The sequence below is a fragment of the Polaromonas sp. YR568 genome, from assembly GCF_943372955.1.
Lineage (GTDB): Bacteria > Pseudomonadota > Gammaproteobacteria > Burkholderiales > Burkholderiaceae_C > Polaromonas.
Map to the genome: position 1 here is coordinate 166,881 of NZ_CALSAL010000004.1, position 24,160 is coordinate 191,040.

The window sequence follows — 24,160 nt, forward strand, 5'->3', positions numbered from 1 at the left end:
GGCGCCTTGTCTTTACCCTTCGTTTGTCCCTCATGACCACGCCTTCTTACACCCCCACCCCCACGGCCGTGCTCGACACCGCCGAGTTCGACGAGCTGGACGCCATCCTCGACGACCTGCGCACCCGCTACGACGAAACACCCCAGTGGGAGTTCTGCGAAGGCTTCATGGCCGCCGTGATTTGCTCACGCCGCCCGATTGCGCCTGCCGAATACCTGCCGGTGCTGCTGGCCACACCCGCAGAAGGCGAGCCGGCAGACCCCGAGGGCGGCTCTTTCGCCAGTGAGGCGCAGCGTGAGCGCTTTCTTGCGCTCTGGCAGCAGCGCTGGAACGAAGTCGCCACCGCACTCGATGCCGAAGTGGACTCACTCGAAGACGAGCGCTGCTACCACCCTGAAGTCATGGACATCCGTGGCGCAGTGGCCGAAATGTCACCCGAAGAACGGGCGCGCTTTGCAGCCGAGGAGCTGCCCGCCTTCGCCCAGGTCTGGGCGCTGGGCTTCATGTTTGCGGTGGAAAGCTGGCCCGACGAATGGACCCCGCCCCGCGACAAGGATGCCGCCAAGTGGCTCGATGGCGCACTGCAGGCCGTGGTGGCAATGACGGAAGACGACAGCGCGCCGCCCGAAGTCTCACCGCTGAGCGAAGACGGCGCACCCAGCACCAGCATCGCCCGCCTCAACGCCTTCGGCGAGGCCATCTGGGCGGTGTATGACCTGCGCGAGCTGTGGAAGACCATGGGGCCGAAGGTGGAGACGGTGCGGGTGGAGGCGACGCCGGGGCGCAATGAGCTTTGTCATTGTGGGAGTGGGAAGAAGTACAAGAAGTGTCATGGGGTGGGGTGATTCTTTTGGTTTTTTGGGTTCTCGGGTTTGCTGAGACCTGAGGCCGGGACTCGCCCCGGCGGGCGAGGCACTTTTCTTTGCTTCGCCAAAGAAAAGTTCCCAAAAGAAAGGCGACCCGAAGTCTGGGTCCCTTCGCTGCGCTACGGGCAACCTGCGCTGCTCGACTCCGGCGGGGGTCCGCAGAACTCGCTTCGTTGCACTGCGCTCAAACAACTGCGGCCCTGATCCCGCCTCCATCTGCGCTGCTCGGCCCAGCCACACGGGTGATACGGGAGCGGGAACCAATACAACAAGGACACGCCATGGCGTGTCCTTGGGAAGTTCGGTATTTGCCTTATGTCTTGTTGCCTCCACCCCTTGTGAATGCGCCGAGGAGCGGAGGTTCAGGCGGATCAGGGCTGGCGTTGTTTGAGCGAAGCGAGTTTAGCCAGACCCCGCCTGGACCGAGCACCGCAGGTTGCCCCGTAGCGAAGCGAAGGGGACGCAGGCACCAGGGTCGCCTTCTCTTTGCTTACTTTCTCTTGGCGAAGCAAGAGAAAGTGAGTCGCCGCCGGGCAACCCCCGGCTTCAGTCCTTAGAAAAATCCCAAAACGCAAAAATCCTAGCCACCCACTTGCAGCCGGAAAGCCGGCCGTCTTCCCCCCACCAACACCCCCCGCGCATTCACAATCGTCGCCGCTCGCCAGGGCTTGAGCTCCTCGCGCTGCGCGTCGTCCAGCCAGCCGAGCTGGTCCAGCACCTCGACGGTGGCGGCGTGCAGTGCCACCTTGTTGGCGTCGAGAATCTTCAACGCAACCGCTTCGCCACGGCTCTTGCTGCCGACCACCTGCACGCCGTCGGCGCCGATCTTGGTGACCCAGTCGCCGCGGCCGGCGCGCATGAAGGCGAGGTCGTTGCGGCCGGTGCCTGAGACCAGGTCGGGGTGCTCGGTCATCGCGTTGCCTAGCGCTGCGAAGCTCTCGCCGAACTCAGTGTCGCGGCTGCCGCTGGCCAGGCGTGCGTAGCCGTAAGCCAGCTTGGACAGCGGCATCGCGTAGTTGGGTGCCGAGCAGCCGTCGATGCCCATGGTCAGGTCGTTGGCGTCCAGGCCGACAGCGCGTGCCACGTCGCGGCGGATGGCTTGCTGCAGCGGGTGTTCGGGTGCGATGTAGTCTTCCAGATCCAGCCCGTGCTGCACGCAGTAGGCGACGAAGCCGGCGTGCTTGCCGCTGCAGTTGTTGTGGCGTTCATCGAATACCGCTCCAGCCGGGGGCGAAGTCTCTGTTTGCGCGAACAGCATCGGCACATGGCAGCCGCAGCGCAGCGTCTTGTAGGTCAGGCCGGCTTTCTCCAGCATGCCCTGGGCTTCGGTGACGTGCATGTCTTCGCCGTTGTGGCTGGCGCACAGCATCGCGATCTGGCGGGTGCTGAAGCCGAACTGCCGGTGGCCGCCAGCCTCAATGAAAGGCAGGGCCTGCAGCGCCTTCAGGGTGGAGCGGGTAAACGACAGCCAATGCGGGTTGCCCGCATGAGCGACCAGCTGGCCGCGCGTATTGACCACGGCGACCGAGCCCAAATGTTGGCATTCGAGCGTGCCGCCGCGCGTCAATTCAATCAGGGGAATGTGTTGCATGCGGCAATTGTGCTGCATGCCTGCGGCCGGCGCAGGGCGCTCTCAGGTCGCCGGTTTGGGCAGGCCTTGCATGAAGACTTCCAGCTCGTCGATGGGCAAGGCCTTGGAGAACAGAAAGCCCTGGTAGCACTCGCAGCCGTAGCGCGCGAGCAGCTCGCGCTGGGCCTCGGTCTCCACGCCCTCGGCCATAACCCCCAGCCCCAGGCTCTGGGCCAGGCCGATGATGGTGCGGGCAATCGCGGCATCGTTCGGGTCGGTGAGGATGTCTTTCACAAAGGCGCGATCAATCTTCAGCTGGTCCAGTGGCAGGTATTTCAGGTACGACAGGGCCGAGTACCCCATGCCGAAGTCGTCGATGGCAAGGGTCAGGCCCGCATCCTTCAGCGCTCCCATCTTGGCAATCGTCACCTCGATGTTGGTGGCCAGCAGGCTTTCGGTGAGCTCCAGCTTCAGCTGGTGCGCATTGATGCCTGCCTGGCTGATGGTGGCCATCACCAGCTCCACGAATTCGGGGTGACGGAACTGCCGCACGCTCACGTTGACCGACACGCGGAGCTTGGCGGTGGCTGGCCGCTGTGCCCACAGCGCAAGCTGCGCGCAGGCGGTCTCCAGCACCCATTTGCCCAGCGGCAGGATCAGGCCGCTGTCTTCTGCCTGCGTGATGAATTCGTCCGGAAACACCAGCCCCCGCTGCGGATGGCGCCAGCGCAGCAGCGCCTCGACGGCAAACATCGTCCCCTCCTTGCCGACCTGGGGCTGGTAGTGCAGCTCGAAAGCGCCATCCCGCAGCCCCTGACGCAATTCCAGATTCAGCGCGGCGCCGGCAATGGCGGCCGCCTGCATGCGCGGGTCGAAAAAGCACAGGCCGTTGCGGCCAGCGGCCTTGGCCTCGTACATGGCAAGGTCAGCCTGCTTGAGCAGCTCGCCAATGCTTTCGCCCTGGCGTGCGAAGGTGGTGATGCCCATGCTGCAGGTCGCGTAATGGTCAGTGCCCGCGAGGTCGTAGGGCTCGCTCAGGGCGGCGAGGATTTTCTCGCCCACCACGCGGGTGCGGGCGATGGCCTGACTGAGCTCGTCGCCCTGGTCGTCCAGCATCACGACAAATTCGTCGCCGCCGAGTCGCGCCACGGTGTCGGTGTGCCGGACGCAGGCGGTCAGCCGGCTGGCGACTTTCTGCAGCAGCAGGTCGCCCTTGGCATGGCCTTGCGTGTCGTTGATGACCTTGAAGTGGTCGAGGTCGATGAACATCAGCGCACCGATGCGCGGAGGCACGGCACTTTGCGACAGCATCGCCTCCAGCCGCTCCATCAGCAGTTGCCGGTTGGGCAACTGGGTCAGCGTGTCGTAGAACGCCAGTTTCTCGACGTCTTCCTTGGCGACACGGCGCTCGGTGACATCGCGAAAGTAAACCGCCAGACCTTCCTCAAACGGGTAGGCGCGCAGCTCCAGCCACTTGCCGACGCTGGCGTAAAACTCCTCGAACTCCACCGGGTGCCCGTTGTTGAGCGCCATGCGCAGCTCGCGGCGCAGCCGCCCGCCAGACATGCCGCTCAGGGTGTACCACAGTGTTTTGCCGAACAGGTCGGCGCTGGCGCGGCCCAGCAGTCGCTCACTTTCCGCGTTGAGGTAGGTGAAGCGGCCGTCGGTGTCCAGCGTCACAAAGGCCTCTGTGATGCTGGCCAGTGTGGTGCTCAGGCGCATGTTCAGCCGCACCGATGCGGCTTCGGCCTGCTTGCGCTCGGTGAGGTCCTGCACCACGCCGTGCAGGCCGGTGATCTCGCCCCGGGCATCGCGCACCGCTTCGGCCACGCTTCTCACCCAGATGCGCTGGCCATCAGCAACTTCGACCTGCACCTCTTCGTCGAAGGCGTCGCCGTACGTGAGGCAATCGTTCAGCAGCATGCGCATCGTCACCCGTGACTCCGGGGCGTACAGCGAGAACAGCTGGTCAAACGGCGGGGGTGAGGTACCTGGCACACCAAACAGCACCGCCAGGCGCGGCGTCCATTTCACGGTTTGCTTCGGCAGGTGCATGGCCCAGGCGCCGGCGCTGGCGGTTCGCTCCAGCAGGCCCTGCAAGGGGTGGGACATGCCCGCAATGGCAGGCGCTGGGAGGGGGAACTCTTCCACTACGGATGCGGCTGCAGGCTGCGCTCGTGGTGCAGTGCGCGGTGCAGCTTCTCCAGGGCGTCTACGCTGTTCAACACGTGCTCCCGGATGTTGGCAGGCGCGTGCTTCAGGTCAAAGGTGCCGGTCAGGGCGTTTTCGCGCCCCTCGATCGTGGCGCAAAGGTAGGCCTGGATGGCTTCAAAAAGCAGGTCCCAGTCCTGCACTTCGATTTGAAGCGTTGCGGGCACCACGCCAGCAGGCGGGAAGGTATCAGCCAATGCGGTTGCCGCAGGTCCGTAGCGGCCGGCAGATGACCCGCTGGCATCGCGGCCAGCGTCATGGTGTGCGTTGGAGTGGCGCGGCGGGAGAACCATGAAAAGCTCCTCACTGATTCTGTTGAGGCGAAAACCTGTGCTCGAAGGGGACTCGCAAATATTCTTTATAGGTTTGCTGTGGTCTGACGTCAGTACGCTAGCGCACCCCTCAAAAGGCGGTGCATTGCGGACGCGGTGAATCGGCGCCAGGCGACCGGTATCTTTACAAAAGTCGTTCGGCATAGGTTCGCTGGTCGGTGGCGTAGCAGCTGCAGGCAGCGGCCTCCAGCCCCTTGCGGTCAATCACCGTGACATCGCCCCGGTGGTAGTCGATCAGGCCGTCGCGTTGCAGTGCGCTGGCCGCTGTGGTGATGCCGACACGGCGCATGCCCAGCATGTAGGCGAGGAACTCGTGGGTCACATGAAACTGGTTGGAGTGCGCCCGGTCCTGGCTCATCAGCAGCCAGCGGGCCAGCCGTTGGCCCGTGAGGTGAAAGCGCAGGCAGGCAGCCGCCGCCGACTGCTGCGCCATCAGCACATAGAGGTAGCGGTTCATCGCCTGCTGCATGACCGGACTGCGCCGGAGCTCGCGCCGGAATGCAGTGGCACTCATGCGCCAGGCCTTGCCTTCGCCCTGCACCAGCGCGTGCAGCGGTGCCCGTGCAATGCCCAGCGCCAGGTGCGCGCCCAGCATGCCTTCACGCCCGACCATGCCCACTTCCACACCGGGGCTGCCTTCAACGAGCGCCACCAGCGAGACAAAGCTGTCGACCGGAAAATAAACGTAGTGCGTCGCCTCGCCGGGCTCACTCAGGATCTGCGCCAGTTCCAGATGAACCGGCTCGCAGGCGGCACGCACGCGCGCGCGCACGGTCGCAGGAAAAACTTCGAGAAGGTGGTTGTCGACAGAAGCCAAGCAGGCTCTCCGGTGGCGGGCGAGCCCCTCCAGCGTAAAGGGGCGAAATTTCGGCCGCGCTACTGTCGATGGCAGTTCAATTCGGTGTCCCAGTATGCACCATGGGCCAACGGGGTGCCTGTGCGCTGCCGAACACCGGCGTGGCAGTGCCCTGATTCGGGTGACTCAGTACCGCATCACTCGCAGTGAAAGCTCAGGTCTCTGTGGGTGCTGGCAGCAGCCGGTCGTACTCTTTCTTCACGACGGCGTAGCACTCGCAGGTGCGTTGCTCCAGGCCCGGGCGGTCTGTCACCTGAATGCGTCCGCGGGTGTAGGTGATGAGGCCCGCCTTCTGCAGCTTCAGCGCGCCTTCGGTGACACCTTCACGGCGCACGCCCAACATGTTGGCGATCAGCTCCTGTGTCATGAGCAGCTCGTTGCCTTGCAGCCGGTCGAGGCTCAGCAGCAGCCAGCGGCACAGCTGCTGGTCGAGTGAATGGTGGCGGTTGCACACGGCGGTCTGCGACATCTGCGTGATCAGCGCCTGGGTGTAGCGCAGCAGCAGGTGAAGCACGGGTGCGCGATTGAAATCCTCTTTGAGGAACTTGGCTGGCAGCCGGAAGCCCTTGCCCGCACTTTGCACCACCGCGCGGCTGGGAGTCGATTCGCCACCCATGAAGAGTGACACACCCACCAGGCCCTCGTGGCCCACCACGGCAATCTCGGCCGAGGCGCCGTTTTCCATCACGTAGAGCAGCGAGACGATGGACGTGGTCGGAAAGTACACATGTGCCATCTTGCCGCCCGACTCGTAGAGCACCTGACCCAGCGGCATGTCGATGGCTTCCAGGCGCGGCTGCCAGCGCTGGTACTCAGACTCTGGCAGCGCGGCCAGGAGCTGGTTTCGTTTGGGGTCGTGGGGGGTGGTCAAGGCAGAACTCCAGTGCATGATGGCTCTGAGTAATGCCTCTGACAGAGGTCTCGCACCGCCTTTGCAGTATAGGCAGGGCGATGCACCATGTATGTTCGCTACCGAACAAACCGACGAACGGTTGGCGAAATGTTCGCTATCGAACAGACGGTATTGCGCTGAACCCGCATCACACAGACGTGGCTCCGCCCCAGGCGGCGCCTGGAGCCGCTGGCGTGTGGCTTACTTGCTTATGGTGCTCTGGCGGCGTGCCAGCGCTTCGCGTTCTGCGCGTTGGCCTGGCTCGGTCTGAAGGTAGCGGGTGTGTTCCTGGCAGTAGGCAAACAGCAATTCCAGCTCGCTGGATTTGTCGAACACCGCATCGGCGCCCAGCTCTGCGGCCCGCTGGCGGATATCAGGCGTTGCGTAGTTGGTCAGCAGCACCACCTTCTGGTAGCTCTCGCGGTGGCGGCAACCGGCCAGCACGCCGAGCCCGTTGCCCTCCCTGAGGAACAGGTCGACGATGGCCAGGTGCCAGTCGCCGTTGTGCAGCGTCAGCCAGTGGTTGGCTTCGGCCTGCGTGTCCGAGTGGGCCAGCACCTTCACGTCGGTGATCTCCTGCAGGGCCTCCATCAGGTTTTCCAGAACAGTCTGGTTGTCCTCGACGAGGTAGGTGATCAGCGGCATGAGATGGCCCTTGGGTTCATGGTCAAAAGTGGTGGTCGAACGCGCGGCTGTCGCGGGTCGGCCACGGCGCTGTGTCTATACCCTCCACTAGACCACGCTGAGCCACTGAGGACTGACAGCCGATGGCGCCGGTGCGGGTAGGACGTTGTTCAGGGTGTGCGGTGTAAACGGGCCTTCGACGAAGCAATGGTGCTCACATTCGCTGCATTCACACCCGTTCGAGCCTGTTTACACCCATTTGTCCCCATTCCGGCGCACGTTTGCCTGATGTTCCTCTGGCTTTCGCCTACACGCCGCTGCGTGGTTTCACGGTGGAACGGACATCCATCTTGGCGTTGAACCGGGTGTCAGGTTTGCCATGGTGCTGGTGTGTCCATGCGTTGCGATGCCTCCTGAAGGCGTTCGATACCGCACAGACCGGGCAAGCCGAGCCACGCATTCTCTGCGTCAGCCGAACCAGCGTATTGATGGGTGGATAAGCCGTTGAATTGACGGCCCCAAAAAAAGCAGTGAGGGGTTCGACGGAGGTCCTGTCTGGTGCGATGCACGTCACGCTTGCGCGTGGTCATCCAGGCAGCTTGATGGTTGTTTCATGGCTGTTTGAGATCGGACCCAATGCCCACTCTGCTGACCTTGAACCCGACACCTGCGAGCCTGGTGTGTGTGCTGCCGTACACAGTGGCGCGGTACCGCGCGAACGTCCTACGACTGGCGACGGCATTGCCTCAGGTGCAGGCCCTGGCATCGCTCCTACATTGGGTCTCCCACCCCATACCCGGCCTTCTTGCACTTCTGCAAAAGGCGCTACCGGTTTCTTCCACTCACGTTTTTCAACGAAGCGATGGTGCCCATGAGACTCCTGCTTGAATCACTGAAACAGTCTGCAGACATCCATGCGCTGCGGCAGGCCCTGCTCATCCTGTGCAGTTCCTTCGGGCCCGTCGCCCGGCTGGACATCGTGTCGGCCAGCCAGTCCGGCAAGCGCCAGGCGCTGTGCTTTCTGCGCATGGACTCCGACGACCAGGAGCTGCGCATGATGCGCGAGCTGGGCATGGGCCGGTTTGGCGGCGACCTGGTGCTGGTGGTGGACCTGCAGCCCTCAAGTGCTGCTGTACAGCCTGCTGCTTCCTCACGCGCCCCTTCACATTCCACCTCACATTCCGATTCCGTCTCCCTTTCTGCCTCCCCTGCGGAGGCTGCCACTCACTACCAAGGTCATAGAACAAGCCATGCATCCCATCCTCATCGTCTCGGGCACGCGTCCTGAAATCATCAAGCTCGCCCCGGTCTACCACGCGCTGTGCGAGGCCGACTGGGCGCGGGTGCGCTGGCTGCACACCGGCCAGCACGATGAAATGGCCCAGCAGATCCTGGCCTGTTTTGACATCACGCCGGACATCACGCTCAAGCGCATGGGCACCAGCCTGATCGAGTTCAGCACTGGCTGCCGGCAGCAACTGGATGCCGTGCTCAAGCAGCAGCCATGGTCGCTGGTGATGGTGCAGGGCGACACCGAAAGTGCATTCCAGGGCGCGCTTGCAGCGTTCTACAACGGCATTCCGGTGGCCCATGTGGAGGCAGGCCTGCGCACCTACAACCTCAACCGCCCTTTCCCAGAGGAAGGCCTGCGCCAGATGATCAGCCGGCTGACGCAGTTCCACTTCCCGCCCACCGTGCGCTCGCAGGTGGCGCTGGCCGACGAAGGCATTGCCGACGAGAAGGTGAGCCTGACCGGCAACACCGTGATCGATGCCCAGCAGTGGACCTGCAAGCACCGCGGCGTCAAGCGCAATGTCGAGGGGCGCGGCCATCTGCTGGTCACCGTGCACCGCCGCGAGAACTGGGGCCACGACGTGGCCGAGATCTGCCACGCCATTGCCGAGATCGCCGCGCTGCAGCCTGACTTGCAGGTGCTGTTTCCGGTGCACCTCAACCCGGTGGTGCGCGGCCCGGTCAATGACATTCTGGGCAAGATCGCCAATGTGCGCCTGACGGCCCCGCTGGACTACACCGCCATGCAGCAGGCGCTGGCCGATGCCTGGCTGGTGCTGACCGACTCCGGCGGCCTGCAGGAAGAGGCGCCGACCTTCGGTGTGCCAGTGCTGGTGCTGCGCGAAGAAACCGAGCGGCCCGAGGCGGTGGATGCCGGTTGCGCGCTGCTGATCGGCCCGACCCGCGCCGCCATCGTCCGGGAGGTCACGCGTCTGTCGGGTGACGAAGCGGCCTACCAGCGCATGGCGCAGGCGGGCAACCCGTTTGGCGACGGCACGGCCGCGCAGCGCATCGTGGATGTGCTGGCGCATCACTTTGCCACCGAGCCCGCGCCGATGGCTGCTGCCGCCTGATTCACCTGATCCGTTCCATTCAGCCACTCGAAGGCCCCCTATGCTGCCCGTTGCTTTAATCCCCAGGACCCCCAGGCCTCAGTCTCCCCAGCGCTTGCAGCGAATGGCGCTGAGGGCTGTTCGTTGTGTTCGCAGTGTTGGCGGGCTGGCGGCGGCGCTGGTCGTCGCACTGCCCGTTGCCGCCCAGACTGGGGTGATGCTGCCGCAGGGTGCGCTGGTACCTTCGTTCAAGGACTATCCGGGGGCGTCGGTGATGGCGGTGATGCTGTTTGTCATCGTCGGTCTGATGATGGTTTACGGTGTGCGGCACTTTGTGTTCACGATGAACCGGCTCACTGCAAGGCAGCGCCACCCCTACATCGACATCGTGGTGGCCAACTGGCCGATGATCACGGTGTTCATTGCGGCCCACAACGAAGAGAAGGTGATTGCCGGCTGCATCGAGGCATTGCTCAACACCGACTACCCGGCCGACCGGCTGAAGATCATCCCGGTCAATGACCGCTCCAAGGACGGCACCGGCGCCATCATCGACAGCTATGTGGCGCGCTTTCCGTCGCGCATGTCGCCGTTTCACCGCACCAGCGGCAAGGCGGGCAAGTCGGCCGCCCTGAAGGACGCACTGGCCTTCGCCGAGGGCGACATCGCCATCATCTTCGATGCTGACTATGTGCCCGGGCGTGGCCTGCTCAAGCAACTGGTGGCGCCCTTCTTCGACCCCGAAGTGGGCGCAGTGATGGGCCGTGTGGTGCCGATGAACAGCGGTGCCAATTTGCTGACGCGGCTGCTCGACCTGGAGCGTTCGGGTGGCTACCAGGTCGATCAGCAGGCGCGCATGAACATGAACCTGTTGCCGCAGTACGGCGGCACCGTGGGCGGTGTGCGCCTGTCGGCGGTGGAGGCTGTCGGCGGCTGGCACGACGACACCCTGGCCGAAGACACCGACATCACCTTCCGCCTGATGTTCAACGGCTGGAAGACGGTCTACACCAACCGCTCGGAATGCTACGAAGAAGTGCCCGAGGACTGGGCGGTTCGCATCAAGCAGGTGACGCGCTGGGCCAAGGGCCACAACCAGGTGATGGCGCGCTACGGCTGGAAGTTCGCGACCAGCCCCTACCTCAACTTCGCGCAGCGGCTGGACGGCGTGCTGCTGCTCTTTGTGTTCGTGATTCCGCTGGTCATGCTGCTGGGCTGGTTTCTGGCGCTGGGGCTGTACTTCCTCAATGCCGGTTCGCTGCTGGCCAAGCTGATCCCGCTGTTTGCGCTGATGGCCTACGGCACGCTGGGCAACTTCGCGGCCTTCTTCGAGATCGTGATCGCGGTGCTGATTGACGGCAATCGCCGCCGCCTGCGTCTTCTGCCTTTCAACCTGCTGGGCTTTCTGGTCAGCCTGTTTGCCATCTCGGGCGCCGTCTGGAGCCTGGTGCTTGACCGTGTGCTCAGCCGCGAGATGGTCTGGGACAAAACCATTCGCTACCGTGGAGAAGCCGCCAAATGAACAGCAGCAACTATCTGACCTACCTCGCCTTTTTCGGCGTGTGTCTCTTGATCCTGACGCTGCCCTTCATTCCGGCTTTCCGCGAATGGATGTGGCCGACCGACATCGCGCCGCTGCCGGTGTCGGCCAACTACGCCGCCGACATTGACCACTTTGCGCGGCGGCTGCGTGGTGACGCCATGGCACGGCTGGGCACGGGCCCTGCAACCGGCCACGAAGACTTCCAGATGGTCGGTGAGCAGATGAGCGCCAAGGAGTGGAGCGAGGCCAGCCGCCGCCTGATGACCACCGGCAGCATCCACACGCCGGAAGCGGTGCGCACCACGCAGCCGGTGTATGTCGATGGTGATTTTGTGGCGGGCGGCGATTCATCGGTGCTGGCGCTGTACGCCACTGGAGACATCGCGCTCGGGGCCGCCAGCCGGGTCACGGACTGGGCCCATGCCGATGGTGTGCTTCGCGTGGGTCAGGGTGGCATTGCCTTGCGGCGCATCTCTGCCGGCCAGTCGATCGAGCTGGATGTTGACGCCTGGTTTGAACGCCTGAGCGCGCCGCTGCTGCGCTTCGGCCAGCGCGCCAGCAAGGTGCTGCCGCCCACTGCCATCGAGCAGACGCCCGGCAGTTATGCCGACCTGCCGGGTGCGGTGGCACAGACCCCGACGCTGTACCTGATTCGCGGTGACTGCGTGTTGCCTGCCGCGCGGGTCTTTCGGGGTTCGCTGGTGGTGACTGGCTTTCTGACGGTGGGTGCAGCCACCACGGTGCACGGCGACATCAAGGCACGCGACGGCGTGAGCCTGGGTCATCGCTCGGCAGTGCTGGGCGCGATCACCTGCGAGAAGCGGATTTACATGTTCCCGGACGCAAGAGCCTGGGGCCCGGTGATTTCGGAAAGCGATGTGCTGATCGGCGCCAGCGCCATCGTCGGCCTGCCCGAGGCGCCGACCACGGTGAGCGGCCTGAACGTGATTGTCGAAGACGGTGTGCAGGTCCACGGTGCCATCTGGGCGCACGAGATCGGCATGGTCAAGCCCGCATGAAGTGGCAGCGACTTGTCTCGGCAGGCGCATTGACCGCCCTGGTGGCTTTCACAGTGCTGGCCAACACCACCCCACGGCTGGACTTGACCGGCTACCAGGACAGCGGCGGCGCCATCACGGTGCTGCGCGGCGGTGACTCCACCGACCCCTACTTTGCGATGCAGGCCCTGCTGCTGGCGCACGAGAACGGCATGGACGTTTCCGTGCCGGCCAGCCAGTTTGCCGACTGGCTGGTGCCGCATCAAAAGCCTGACGGCACGTTTGACCGCTTCTGCCGAATCAGTAGCGTGGGTGGCAGTGGTGGCGCTGCCGCCAGCTGGCGCGCCTGCAAGACCGCCGACGCCGATGATTCGCTGCTGGCCATCTGGATCAAGCTGCTGGAAACCATGCCGACGCAGCTGCGTGCCAAGCCGGTCTTGGCCAAAAGTCACCAGATCGCGACCGCGTCGCTGAACCATCTGCTGCAACCCTCGCGCGGCATCTATATGGTGTCGCCGGTGTACCTGCACGGCCTGTTCATGGACAACCTGGAGGTCTGGTCGCTGAAGGCGCATCAGAAGGGCGCAGGCAGTCCGGCTGAAGCGGCGAAGCTCTCGAAGGCGATTCACGACACCTTCTGGGACCCGGTGAACAAGCGTTTTCTGGTGTCCACCCAGCTGGAGCAGCGCACACAAAAGCCGGCCTTCTACCCCGACCACGTGGCGCAGATTTTTCCGCTGCTGGTCGGCTACACCGATCTGCCTGAACCCTCCGCCGCGTACTACCGCCGCTGGATGGGCGTGCACCGCGCCGAGTGGCTCAAGCACAGTGAGGCCGATTACCCCTGGGGCCTGCTGGCGGTGCTGGCGCTGAACCAGAAAGACACCACCAGCGCGCGCTGCTGGCTGCGTGATGCGTCGCCGCTGCGGCATTCCGCACGCTGGGCGGTAACCGACGAGGCCGCGCACCAGATCCTGACCGCGCGGGGCCTGAAGCCCGCCACGACCACTACGGCGTGCGCATGAGCGCCCAGCCCACAACAATCATTTCAAGAGGAGCTTTCATGTCCAGACCAAGGTATTGGGGTCACCCCGCCGCCATCGCTTCAGCCACTGTGATGGCGCTCACCAGCGCATCGCCCGCCGTCAGGGCGCAATCGACCACAGAAGCTGCCGCAGAAACCGCAGCAGAGCCGATGGCTCAAACCGTGGCCCAGGCCATGCCTTCATCCACCGTGCGGGCACCCGACTCGGTGGTGGTCGCACCGCCCGTTGCTGCGGGTGATGGCGAGGTGCGCAGTCTTGAGCTGACCATGGGCGCGCAGCGGCTCACTGCCGGTCTGGGCAACTGGCGTGAGGTTGCGCTGCGCGGCGCCTACGGCATCGGGCCACATCTGCTGCAGGGCGAGGTCTCGCAGCACCGCCGCTTCAACACAGACGGCACCTTTCTCGGCCTGAGCGACACCTACACCTTCAATGAAGACTGGTTCGGCTCGGTGGCAATTGGTGTTGGCGATGGGGCTTTCTTCCTGCCGCGCTGGCGTGCCGATGCCACGCTGTACCGCAAGCTGCTGGCCGACCGGCGCCTCGTCACCTCGGTGGGCGTGGGTTACTACGACGCACCCGACGGCCACACCGACAAAAGCCTCTCGCTCGGCGCCGCGTATTACTTCGAGGCGCCGTGGGTGCTGGAGGGCGGTGTGCGGCTGAACCACAGCAACCCGGGCGGCGTGCGCACCCAGCAGCAGTTTGTGGCGCTGACCTACGGGCGCGACAAGCAGGACCTCGTGACTGCACGCTACGGCTGGGGCAGTGAGGGTTATCTCGCGATTGCGGCCAATACCCAGCTGGTGAACTTCAAGAGCCACGAGGCCAGCCTGTCATGGCGCCACTGGTTCAACCCGCGCACTGGTGCGCTGGTGGCGCTTAACCGCTATACCAACCCGTCGTACCGCCGCAGTGGCATCACCGTTGGCGTGTTTCACGCATTCTGAGAGCCACCATGCCCACCCCTGACAACTCTGTTTCCGCACAGGCCCGCGAGCATGACCGCGTGTTCCATGTGGCGTTCTCCGCCGCCCGCAAGGCCCGTGCCTCGCTGGTGACGGTGCGGCCGCACCGCTCGATCACGCCGCTGAACGTCACGCCCTTTCTGCTCGCGCAGGCGGTGGTGTTGCCGCTGCTGCTGTGTGGACTGCTGCTGTGGGGCAAGCCCTTCATCCTCGACTTCTGGCGCGACTGCATCCTGTTCTGGGCCAGCGGGCTGGACCTGTCGTTCAGCCTGGCGACACAGGCCAATGATTCTGGCGAATACGGGCTGGATCTGGCCGCCAGCAACGGGGCCAACCTGATGCCAAGTCGCACCACGCTGGTGGTGACGGCGCTGGTGATGCTGCTGGCGCTGGGCGCCTCGCTGCGCATGAAGGGCGCGCAGCTGCCGCTCAAGTACCCGGTGCGCATTGTGGCCATCATCCAGCTCATCACCGTGGCCTATTTCTGGCTGTCGCCCACGGCCTTCCCGTACAGCATCGGCCGGCACAGCGAGGAGCTGATGACCATCGGCTATGTGGTCATGCTGGCCACACCGGTGATGCTGGGCATGGGCTACTACATCCTCAGGCAGAACCTGGCCATCAAGCTGTTCCACACGGCGCTGATCCTCGGCTTCTTCATGGTGATGGTGCCGCACCAAGTGCTGGCGCAGGCTTTCATCATGCAGCACCTCTCGGTGCTGTTCATGCCGGTGCTCTACATCTGCTTTGGTGCGGTGTTTGATGCGCTGGTGTTCGTAGCGCTGTATTCATGGGCCGTGAGCAATGCACCGCTTGATGCGACCACTTGAGCCTTCTGGACGAATGTAAGAATTAATTTCGTTACCTCTCTTGCATCGAGGCGAAGCTTTTAATTTCTCCCGCCCGTACCATGCGTTCTTTTTTGAAGGAAGTCACATGGCAACACCGTTTTTTGGCAAGCGTGAGAACGAGACCCCGACCGCACTGCGAACTGGCACCACGGGTGCGTACGGAGGTGTGAATTCTGCAGGCAATGGCGCAGCCAGCGCAGCGCAGGCCGCCGTTAAGGCGCCGGTCGATGCGGCTGCCAATTCGGCTACCGCCCCGGCGCGTGAAGGCGGCAGCAAACTCACTGTGGGCCCCAACATCAAGCTCAAGGGCGTGGAGATCACCGACTGCGACACGCTGGTGGTGGAAGGTCTGGTCGAGGCGACGATGGACTCGCGCGTGATCCAGATTTCGGAGCAGGGCGCGTTCAAGGGCTCTGCTGAAATCGATGTGGCGGAAATCCGTGGCGAGTTCAACGGCAACCTCACGGTACGGCAGAAGCTGGTGATTTATTCCACTGGCAAGGTCACCGGCATCATCCGGTACGGCAAGCTGGTGATTGAAGAGGGCGGCCAGCTCTCTGGCGAGATCCTGTTCGGTGCACTCGGCGCGGTCGTCAAGCCAGTGGTGCCTGCCAAGCCTGGACTGCAGGCGGCCTGATGTGAATCGCGGCTGTTCTGCGCAGGTCAGAGCAGCTTGAACATCAGCGGAATCAGCACTGAGGCCAGCACCACCTGCAGGCCCAATGCCAGACCGGCGTAGGCGCCGGCATCTGCATTGACCTGCAGCGCGCGCGCGGCACCGATACCGTGTGCGGCGGTGCCCAGTGCAAAGCCGCGCGCCGCCCAGCCGTCGGCGTCGGTGGGAATGCGCAGTGCGTCAAACAGGTACTTGCCACACAGTGCGCCGACCAGACCGGTCATCACCGCAAACACGGCAGCCAGCGCTGGAATGCCGCCGATTTGCTCTGCAATGCCCATCGCCACGGGTGCGGTGACCGACTTGGGTGCCAGCGAGAGCGTGACCTCCTGCGGCAAACCAAACGCCCACCCCAACAGCAGCGCGCTGCCGCCGGCACTGATGCCGCCCGCCAGCGCGGCAATCAGCAAACGGCCCCAACGCTCGCGCAACTCGGCGCGCCGCTGCCACAGCGGCCAGCCCAGCGCAACGACGGCAGGGCCCAGCAGAAAGTGAATGAACTGCGCGCCTGAGAAATAGGTGGGGTACGGCACACCCGTCAGCAGCAGCGTGCTGGCCAGAACCACCACCGTCCAGAGCACCGGGTTGGCCCACGGTGCCTGATTGACGCGCGCATAAGCCGTCTGCGCCAGCACATAGACCACCAGCGTGGCCGTCAGGCCGAACAGCGGCGTGGCTGAAAGATAGACCCACAGCTCGACAAATTTAGGCATGCGGGTCTCCGCCTGAAGTGTCCTGATTCGCTGCGGGGGGCCTGCGTTGCAGGCCGTGCAACGTCAGCACGGTGACCAACAAACCCACCAGTGTGGAGAGCACCACCACCGCCAGCATCTCGAAACCGTAGCGAGTCACCAGCGACAAATGGGTCATCACGCCCACGCCCACCGGCACAAAGAGTAACGAAAGGTGCGAGAGCAAAAAGTTGGCCGCCACCGAAACCGGCTCCTGTACCGCCTGCCAGCGCAGCGCGATGAGCAGCAGGATCATGCCAATCACCGGCCCCGGCAGCGGAAGTTGCAGGCCGCGCGCCAGCAGCTCACCGGCCGATTGCAGCGCCAGCAGCCAGGCGAGGCCACGCAGTGCCTGCATGCTTCAGCCAGACCTGCGCTGGGCAAAAAGCGTGAGGGTCATCAGAATCTTGGAAGGTCCGGGTGACTGATTTTTCCACCCCTCACCAGCATCTTGCCGTACTCGGCACAGCGGTTCAGTGTCGGAATCACCTTGCCGGGGTTGAGCAGGCCCTTGCTGTCGAAAGCGCGTTTCACACCAAACATCTGCTCGTTCTCTTCGGCAGAAAACTGCACGCACATGGAGTTGAGTTTTTCCACGCCCACGCCATGCTCGCCAGTCACGGTGCCGCCCATCGCCACGCTGGTCTCCAGAATGTCGGCGCCGAACAGCTCGCAGCGGTGCAGCTGGTCGGGATCGTTCGCATCGAACAGGATCAGCGGGTGCAGATTGCCATCGCCCGCGTGGAACACATTGGCGCAGCGCAGCTGGTACTTCTTTTCCATCTCGGCAATCGCCAGCAGGATGTCGGCCAGGCGCTTGCGTGGAATCGTGGAGTCCATGCACATGTAGTCGGGGCTGATGCGGCCTGAGGCGGGGAAGGCATTTTTGCGGCCGCTCCAGAAACGCAGGCGCTCGGCCTCGCTCTGGCTCACGGCAATCGCGGTGGCGCCGCAGCGCGTCAGCACTTCGCTCATGCGGCCGATTTCCTCCTCGACTTCTTCCGGCGTACCGTCGCTTTCGCACAGCAAGATGGCGGCGGCGTTGAGGTCGTAGCCGGCGTGCACAAAGTCTTCGACCGCGGCGGTCATCGGCTTGTCCATCATCTCCAGACCGGCGGGAATGATGCCCGCCGCAATCACCGCCGCCACCGCGTCGCCAGCCTTGCGCAGGTCGTCGAAGCTGGCCATGATGCAGCGCGCCAGCTGCGGCTTGGGCACCAGCTTCACGGTGACTTCGGTGGTCACGGCCAGCATGCCTTCGCTGCCGATGATGATGCTCAGCAGGTCGTAGCCTGCGGCGTCCAGCGCCTCGCTGCCGAACTCGACCGCCTCGCCTTCAACCGTGAAGCCCTTGACCTTGAGCACGTTGTGCACCGTCAGACCGTACTTGAGGCAGTGCACACCGCCCGAGTTTTCGGCGACGTTGCCGCCGATGGTGCAGGCGATCTGGCTGGATGGGTCGGGCGCGTAATACAGGCCGTGCGGTGCGGCGGCTTCCGAGATGGCGAGGTTGCGCACGCCGCCCTGCACCAGTGCCGTGCGGCTGACTGGATCGACCTTCAGGATCTTGTTGAATTTGGCGAGCGACAGCGTCACGCCCAGCTGGTGCGGCATGGCGCCGCCGCTCAGGCCGGTGCCGGCGCCGCGCGCGACCACCGGCACATCGAGTGCGTGGCAGGTCTTGAGCACGGCCTGCACCTGCTCATAGGTTTCGGGCAGCGCCACGGCCAGCGGGCGCTGGCGGTAGGCCGTCAGGCCATCGCACTCGTAAGGCGTGGTGTCTTCCTTCTGCCAGAGCAGGGCGTGCGCGGGCAGCACAGCCAGCAGGGCCTGGGTGACCTGGGCCAGGCGCGCAGCCCGCTCCTGCTGGGCCAGGGCTTGTTGCTGAAGGGGGGAAACGGGTGCGTTCATGGGGTGTCCTGCGGTGAACTCAAACTGTAGTCCAAGCCAGCCGCCCCCGGTTGAAGAAATTTAATGCCCGGCGTGAAATGCCGGGGTCACGCCCCGGGCCGTGCAAAGGTCAGGTTTTGGAGGTTTGGGTTTTGGCGGTGCTGGCCGGCGGGCTGTCGTACCAGGTCACCTTGCCGGTCTGGATGTTGTACATCGCGCCGACGATCATGATCTCGCCCTTTTGCTCCATCTCGCGAAGGATGGGGCTCTTGTCGCGGATGGTCTGCACCGTCAGGTGGACATTGTTCTCGGCCACCATCTCGACAAAGGCCGCGTTTTTGGAGCTGCGCTCCAGTACGTCGGGGGGCACTTTGGCCACAGCGGGTTTGATCTTGCCAAGCAGACCCGTCAGGTTGCCGAGTTCCACGCCGTCGCAGGCGCCCTTGATCGCGCCGCAGCTGGTGTGGCCCATCACCACCAGCAGCTTCGCACCAGCCACCTTGTGGGCAAATTCAAGACTGCCGAGGATGTCTTCGTTGACGATGTTGCCCGCCACCCGGGCATTGAAAAGGTCGCCAATGCCCTGGTCCAGAACGATCTCGGCCGGGGCGCGCGAGTCGATGCACGAGACCACGCTGGCCAACGGGTACTGGCCGGCCGCCGTGGCCCGAACTTCCTGGAGGTGCTTCTGCTGCAACGGCCGGCCGGCGACAAAGCGGGCATTGCCGGCTTTGAAACGCTGCAGCACCTGCTGCGCACTCACCTCGCTCTGGCATGGCTTGGCGTTCTGGATGGTGCAGAAGCTGCCGGCCTTGCCTAAGGTCGTACTTGGCGACGCGTCCGCTGCATAAGCGACTTAAACCAAACAAAAGATCGCAGTCAGAAGACTGTGAGTCGGTAACCGTGCGAGATTTGGATGCATCAGGTCTTCCCCTGCCGGGTAGGGATTAATCACGCTTATTCAAAACTTGAGACGCCCCGCTTTTCTACTATAGTCCGCCAAAGCCTAATTGATCAAATCAAATAAGAAGGCAAGGGAGTGTCTGTGAAGCAAAGTGGAGATAGCCTCCGGGAGGAGGGCTGCCCGGATCTACCGGTAGTACCGCCTGCCATTTCGGCCGCAGCAGCAGCGGGCGCAGCAAATGCCAGTCCGTCACTGGCCCTCGCTGCACTGTGCGCCATCGCTCGCTTCCACCAAATCCAGGCTGATCCTGCCAGCCTGGCGCATCAGCTCGGACTGTCCGCCTTCGCTTCGATCTCGATTGACGATTTGTTGCGTGCTGCCAGGCATCTGGGCCTCAAGGCTAAGTTGTCCCATGCTGTCCCTGAGCGCTTGGCCTTAACGCCACTGCCCGCATTGGTACGAGTCAATTCGAACGATGCGACTGAAGATGTCCGTACCATGATCTTGGCGCAATGCGATGGTCAGCGTGTTCTTTTGCAAGACCCGGGCGCCCCTGGTGGACGGCCCACCATAGAGCCTCTGAAGGTTTTCGCGGGCCATTGGACTGGCGAACTGATTCTCATCACCAGCCGTGCCAGCCTGGCTGGTGAACTGGCCCGATTTGACTTCTCTTGGTTCATCCCCAGCCTCATCAAGTACCGCAAACTGCTGGGAGAAGTGCTACTGATCTCTTTCATGCTCCAGCTCTTTGCGTTGGTCAGCCCGCTGTTCTTTCAGGTCGTAATGGACAAGGTGCTGGTCCACAAAGGGATGATCACGCTGAATGTACTTGTGATCGGCTTGGTGGCGGTTGTCATCTTCGAGAGTCTGCTCAATGGCTTGCGTTCTTATATCTTCAGCCACACCACCAGCCGCATTGACGTAGAACTCGGTGCGCGCCTGTTTCGCCACCTGGTACAGCTGCCCCTGGCCTACTTCCAGGCGCGTCGAGTGGGTGACTCAGTGGCTCGCGTGCGCGAGCTGGAGAACATTCGTAGTTTTCTGACCGGCAACGCATTGACCGTGCTGTTGGACGTCTTCTTCTCTGTCGTTTTCATAGGAATCATGCTGTTCTACAGCGTGCCACTGACCCTGATTGTGCTAATCAGCCTCCCGCTGTATGCCGGTGTCAGCATCGTGGTTTTGCCTACTCTGCGCAAGCGCCTTGACGTCAAGTTTGCGCGCGGGGCCGAGAGCCAGTCTATGCTCGTGGAGACGATTACCGGCATTCAGACCGTCAAGGCCAGTGCGCTCGAACCCTCCATGGCCAAGCGCTGGGACGACCAACTGGCAGCGTACGTCTCGGCCAGCTTCAAGACGCAGAACCTTGCATCGTGGGCTCACGAGGCAATCAACCTGATCGGCAAGCTCGTCAATGCCGCGACACTTTGGTATGGCGCCCATCTAGTGATGGAGAACGATCTTACAGGTGTTGGCTTGACGGTCGGCCAGTTCGTTGCTTTCAACATGTTCGCGCAGCGGGTGACTCAGCCAATTATGCGCATGGCGCAGCTCTGGACGGACTTTCAGCAGGCGGGCATCTCCATTGCTCGGTTGGGCGATATCTTAAATAGTCGTACGGAAGTCCCACCCAGCAGCACTGCCCAGTTACCACCCGTGAAGGGGCGTATCAGCTTCGACAGCGTCACTTTCCGTTATCGCCCAGAAGCAGCCCCCGTGCTCAACGGTGTCCGCCTAGACATCCGCCCTGGCGAGATCATCGGTATCGTCGGCCGTTCTGGTTCAGGCAAGAGCACATTGACCAAATTGGTGCAGCGCCTCTATGTGCCAGAGCAAGGTAGGTTATTGGTAGATGGTCTTGACATCAGCCTGATCGACGCCGCCCAGCTGCGGCGACAAGTGGGCGTGGTTTTGCAGGAAAACCTGCTTTTCAACCGAAGTGTGCGCGAAAACATCGCCATTACCGACCCCGCATCTCCCATCGAGATCGTCGTACGCGTCGCCCAGTTGTCGGGTGCCCATGATTTTATCAGCGAGCTACCTGAGGGTTACGACACTTTGGTTGGCGAACAGGGCAGCAACCTCTCTGGTGGGCAGCGCCAACGCATCGCAATTGCCCGCGCATTGTTCACCAATCCGCGAATTCTGATCCTTGATGAAGCGACTAGTGCTCTGGATTATGAAAGTGAAGCCATCATTCAGCGCAACATGGCCCAGATATGTAAGGGCCGCACTGTGCTCATCATCGCGCACCGTCTGTCTGCAGTACGCAATGCCAACCGCATCATCGTCATGGAAAAAGGCCAGATCGTCGAGGCTGGCAATCACGACGCTTTAGTTCAGAAGACCGACGGACTGTATACGCGGCTGTGGAAGATGCAGGGCGACGTGCAGCCGACGGACGAGACTGCCCCATGAGTGAGTCCGAGCCAAAGACTCAGGCTGCTACGCCCGCAGCCCCCACCACTGCAGCCCGCGAGCTGCTGGCACGCTACAAAACCGTCTTTGCCGCCGCATGGGAGGCCCGATATGAACTGGCTGGCCCCAAGCGCCTGGCCGATGAAGCAGCCTTCCTGCCCGCATCGCTAAGTCTGCAAGACACTCCAGCTCATCCAGCGCCCCGCCGCCTGGCTTGGGCGCTTATGGTTCTGTTTGTCATTGCGGTAACTTGGGCCTGCTTTGGCAAGATAGATATTGTGGCTGTCGCACCGGGGCGCATCATTGTTGGTGACCGTACCAAGGTCATCCAGCCACTCGAAGCAAGTGTGGTCCGTCGAATATCGGTCAAGGACGGTGATCGGGTGAAAGCCGGTCAGCTGCTGGTCGAGCTGGACCCAACAATAACCAGTGCTGACCAGGCGAGTGTCGTCGAGCAGTTGAACGTGGCCACAAGCGAAGCAGAGCGAACAACCCTCCTCCTCAACGCACTGCAAACGGGCTCCACCGAGGAAACCGGCGTCAACGGCCTCGCTCGTGCCAAAAATTTTCCCAGTGATACTCAGCGGCAGCTTATCGCTGAGTGGCAAGACATCATTGCAAGAAAAGCCAGACTTGATGCAGAGGTGCTACGTCGCAAAGCCGAAATCGCGACTGTCAATGAGACTATCGCAAAACTCGAAGTCGTAGTTCCCATGGCGATTGCGAGAGAGGCTGACTTCAAAAAATTGGTGACGGAAGGCTTCATTTCCGGACACGCCACCCAAGACAAGACCCGCGAACGGGTAGAACTTGAGCGCGATTTGGCCACTCAGCGAGCCAGGCTGCTCGAAGCTCGGTTTGCGTTGACTGAATCTGAGCGTGCCAGTACAGCTTTCGTCGCCGAAACGCGGCGCAACCTGAATGACCGACATGCTGCAGCCGCGTCTAAAGTGCAGCAACTCAGCCAGGATCAAAGCAAGGCAAGCCAGCGCCAACGCTTGACACAGCTCACGTCACCTGTAGATGGTGTTGTTCAGCAACTGGCTATTCACACTGCAGGCGGAGTGGTCACCTCTGCCCAAGCTCTGATGGTCATCGTGCCCGATTCGGCACGGGTCACAGCAGAAGTCAGTATCGCTAATCAGGACATCGGATTTGTCTACGCAGGGCAGAAAGCGGCGGCGAAGATCGAGACTTTTCCATACACCCGTTACGGAACTGTGCCTGCCAGCGTCGACATCGTTACTGCAGATGCCGTGACAGACGAGAAGAAGGGCTCCTTCTACCCGGCCACGCTGACGTTAGAGAACAGGCACATGAATATTGATGGGAAGCGAGTACCGCTCAGCCCTGGCATGAATATCACAGCAGAGATCAAGACTGGCAAAAGGCGAGTAATCGAGTATTTACTGAGCCCGATTCAGCGCGCGGGCAGCGAAAGCTTACGGGAACGTTAAGCATCAATATAAAAGAGGCTTCCAGAATGGCGTCTATTCGGAATAAGCGGGCGTTTATCACCGGCAGCGCAGCGGCCGATCTAATTCAGGGTATGGGTGGTGACGATGCCTTGTTGGCTCTGGCTGGCGACGAAGTGATCGACGGTGGCGACGTGCTCAGAGGCAGCGATGGCAACGACCACATCACCAGTGATGGTATGAGACACGCCTTTAACTATTCTGGCAGTGATCCATTGCATGCTTTTGTGGGAGAAGCAGCCAACGAAAAAACTATTCATTTGAAAGGGACGCAGCGTGAAGAACAGATATTTGCTGCTTAGAGCATTCGAAATAATTGCTTTGATACTAATTTTAGGAGTGAATATGAGCGCGTGTGCAACAGGTACGTTTACATGGAAAGAAGAAGTGCTGTTGCACGATGGAAAAAAAATAATCGCAACGCGAACTGTCGAGCGTGGCGGAAAAAGTGAAATTGGGCAGCAAGTGCCTATCAAGCAGCAGAGCTTGGCTTTTACGCTGCCCATCACCAATGAAAAAGTAGTGTGGGAGGATAAATTCACAGAAGATGTTGGGGGCGCGAATTTTCTACCGATGCAGTTAGAAATTCGCAAAGGCACGGCATATTTGGTGGCCCATCCAATGGGAAGCGTGTCTTACGTCAAATGGGGACAACCGAATCCTCCATATGTCGTATTCAAGTATGAGGCAAAGCTATGGGAGCGCATTACTTTACAAGAATTGCCGGCAGAACTGAAAGCGCCAAATTTGATTTTCTCCTCACCCGACAGCGAAGCGAAAAGATTCGGACAGCGCGTTGTTCCGGCAGAGAGGATCAAGGAGCTCTACGAAAGCTATAACCAGTCCGAATACAAAACCATATATCGCCTACCACTGGATCATTGGAAGCCGCGCCCGGTTCATTCGGGCCCCAAAGCTCCACATCCGATTTCGCCGCCCAGTACGACGAATAGCAAAAAGTAAGTCG

The 24,160-nt window shown here is 62.3% G+C and carries 23 protein-coding genes; 13 read left to right on the forward strand and 10 right to left on the reverse strand.

Annotated elements, in window-relative coordinates:
- Positions 1-32 precede the first annotated feature (32 nt).
- The gene (locus AAG793_RS12445) at positions 33-845 is read left to right on the forward strand and encodes a UPF0149 family protein (RefSeq protein WP_341908603.1); all 813 of its coding nucleotides are present in this window, start codon (positions 33-35) and stop codon (positions 843-845) included.
- Between the two features lie 601 nt (positions 846-1,446).
- Here the strand turns inward: AAG793_RS12445 and AAG793_RS12450 are convergent.
- From AAG793_RS12450 to AAG793_RS12475, 6 genes are all read right to left on the reverse strand, one after another.
- Entirely contained in the window at positions 1,447-2,457 is a 1,011-nt protein-coding gene (locus tag AAG793_RS12450; RefSeq protein WP_341908604.1) for an asparaginase, read from the reverse strand.
- 42 nt (positions 2,458-2,499) lie between these two features.
- Positions 2,500-4,548: an EAL domain-containing protein gene (locus AAG793_RS12455; protein WP_341908605.1), complete on the reverse strand. Its 2,049-nt coding sequence runs from the start codon at positions 4,546-4,548 to the stop codon at positions 2,500-2,502.
- Positions 4,549-4,586: 38 nt separating this feature from the next.
- Complete coding sequence (locus AAG793_RS12460) at positions 4,587-4,940, reverse strand: hypothetical protein (RefSeq protein WP_341908606.1); 354 nt, start codon at positions 4,938-4,940, stop codon at positions 4,587-4,589.
- Between the two features lie 163 nt (positions 4,941-5,103).
- Positions 5,104-5,796, reverse strand: coding sequence for a Crp/Fnr family transcriptional regulator (locus AAG793_RS12465; protein ID WP_341908607.1), 693 nt, complete (start codon positions 5,794-5,796; stop codon positions 5,104-5,106).
- Positions 5,797-5,989: 193 nt separating this feature from the next.
- Complete coding sequence (locus tag AAG793_RS12470; RefSeq protein WP_341908608.1) at positions 5,990-6,706, reverse strand: Crp/Fnr family transcriptional regulator; 717 nt, start codon at positions 6,704-6,706, stop codon at positions 5,990-5,992.
- Between the two features lie 222 nt (positions 6,707-6,928).
- Positions 6,929-7,372, reverse strand: a complete 444-nt coding sequence (locus AAG793_RS12475; RefSeq protein WP_341908609.1) for a response regulator — start codon at positions 7,370-7,372, stop codon at positions 6,929-6,931.
- A gap of 850 nt (positions 7,373-8,222) precedes the next feature.
- On the opposite strand from AAG793_RS12475, the gene AAG793_RS12480 reads away from it, so the two are divergent.
- From AAG793_RS12480 to AAG793_RS12515, 8 genes are all read left to right on the forward strand, one after another.
- Complete coding sequence (locus AAG793_RS12480) at positions 8,223-8,639, forward strand: hypothetical protein (protein ID WP_341908610.1); 417 nt, start codon at positions 8,223-8,225, stop codon at positions 8,637-8,639.
- Positions 8,602-9,717 carry a UDP-N-acetylglucosamine 2-epimerase (non-hydrolyzing) gene (wecB, locus tag AAG793_RS12485; protein WP_341908611.1) on the forward strand — a complete coding sequence of 372 codons (1,116 nt, stop codon included), beginning with the start codon at positions 8,602-8,604 and terminating at the stop codon, positions 9,715-9,717. The genes AAG793_RS12480 and wecB overlap by 38 nt, the downstream gene beginning before the upstream one ends.
- Before the next feature lie 103 nt (positions 9,718-9,820).
- Positions 9,821-11,218, forward strand: a complete 1,398-nt coding sequence (locus tag AAG793_RS12490) for a glycosyltransferase (RefSeq protein WP_341908612.1) — start codon at positions 9,821-9,823, stop codon at positions 11,216-11,218.
- On the forward strand, positions 11,215-12,258 hold the full coding sequence (locus tag AAG793_RS12495) for a polymer-forming cytoskeletal protein (protein WP_341908613.1): 1,044 nt from the start codon (positions 11,215-11,217) through the stop codon (positions 12,256-12,258). The genes AAG793_RS12490 and AAG793_RS12495 overlap by 4 nt, the downstream gene beginning before the upstream one ends.
- On the forward strand, positions 12,255-13,262 hold the full coding sequence (locus AAG793_RS12500) for a hypothetical protein (protein ID WP_341908614.1): 1,008 nt from the start codon (positions 12,255-12,257) through the stop codon (positions 13,260-13,262). Before AAG793_RS12495 ends, AAG793_RS12500 begins: the two co-directional genes overlap by 4 nt.
- Positions 13,263-13,300: 38 nt before the next feature.
- Positions 13,301-14,230, forward strand: a complete 930-nt coding sequence (locus tag AAG793_RS12505) for a YaiO family outer membrane beta-barrel protein (RefSeq protein WP_341908615.1) — start codon at positions 13,301-13,303, stop codon at positions 14,228-14,230.
- 8 nt (positions 14,231-14,238) lie between these two features.
- Positions 14,239-15,078, forward strand: a complete 840-nt coding sequence (locus tag AAG793_RS12510) for a hypothetical protein (protein WP_341908616.1) — start codon at positions 14,239-14,241, stop codon at positions 15,076-15,078.
- 106 nt (positions 15,079-15,184) lie between these two features.
- A complete protein-coding gene (locus AAG793_RS12515; protein WP_341908617.1) occupies positions 15,185-15,736 on the forward strand; it encodes a polymer-forming cytoskeletal protein in 552 nt (183 codons plus the stop codon).
- Positions 15,737-15,762: 26 nt separating this feature from the next.
- Here the strand turns inward: AAG793_RS12515 and AAG793_RS12520 are convergent, their stop codons facing one another.
- The 4 genes from AAG793_RS12520 to AAG793_RS12535 form a co-directional block, all read right to left on the reverse strand.
- Positions 15,763-16,488 carry an LrgB family protein gene (locus tag AAG793_RS12520; RefSeq protein ID WP_341908618.1) on the reverse strand — a complete coding sequence of 242 codons (726 nt, stop codon included), beginning with the start codon at positions 16,486-16,488 and terminating at the stop codon, positions 15,763-15,765.
- Positions 16,481-16,864 (reverse strand): CidA/LrgA family protein, encoded by a 384-nt coding sequence (locus AAG793_RS12525; protein ID WP_341908619.1) that lies wholly within the window; start codon positions 16,862-16,864, stop codon positions 16,481-16,483. The genes AAG793_RS12520 and AAG793_RS12525 overlap by 8 nt, the downstream gene beginning before the upstream one ends.
- Positions 16,865-16,905: 41 nt before the next feature.
- Positions 16,906-18,417, reverse strand: coding sequence for an FAD-linked oxidase C-terminal domain-containing protein (locus tag AAG793_RS12530; RefSeq protein WP_341908620.1), 1,512 nt, complete (start codon positions 18,415-18,417; stop codon positions 16,906-16,908).
- A gap of 109 nt (positions 18,418-18,526) precedes the next feature.
- On the reverse strand, positions 18,527-19,159 hold the full coding sequence (locus AAG793_RS12535) for a carbonic anhydrase family protein (protein WP_341908621.1): 633 nt from the start codon (positions 19,157-19,159) through the stop codon (positions 18,527-18,529).
- Positions 19,160-19,507: 348 nt separating this feature from the next.
- Here AAG793_RS12535 and AAG793_RS12540 point away from each other — a divergent pair, with 348 nt between their 5' ends.
- The 4 genes from AAG793_RS12540 to AAG793_RS12555 are packed head-to-tail and all read left to right on the forward strand — an operon-like array spanning position 19,508 to position 24,156.
- Complete coding sequence (locus AAG793_RS12540; protein ID WP_341908687.1) at positions 19,508-21,718, forward strand: type I secretion system permease/ATPase; 2,211 nt, start codon at positions 19,508-19,510, stop codon at positions 21,716-21,718.
- Positions 21,715-23,175: an HlyD family type I secretion periplasmic adaptor subunit gene (locus tag AAG793_RS12545; protein ID WP_341908622.1), complete on the forward strand. Its 1,461-nt coding sequence runs from the start codon at positions 21,715-21,717 to the stop codon at positions 23,173-23,175. The genes AAG793_RS12540 and AAG793_RS12545 overlap by 4 nt, the downstream gene beginning before the upstream one ends.
- Before the next feature lie 26 nt (positions 23,176-23,201).
- A complete protein-coding gene (locus AAG793_RS12550; RefSeq protein WP_341908623.1) occupies positions 23,202-23,495 on the forward strand; it encodes a hypothetical protein in 294 nt (97 codons plus the stop codon).
- Positions 23,470-24,156, forward strand: coding sequence for a hypothetical protein (locus AAG793_RS12555; protein WP_341908624.1), 687 nt, complete (start codon positions 23,470-23,472; stop codon positions 24,154-24,156). Before AAG793_RS12550 ends, AAG793_RS12555 begins: the two co-directional genes overlap by 26 nt.
- The last annotated feature ends 4 nt before the right edge of the window (positions 24,157-24,160 follow it).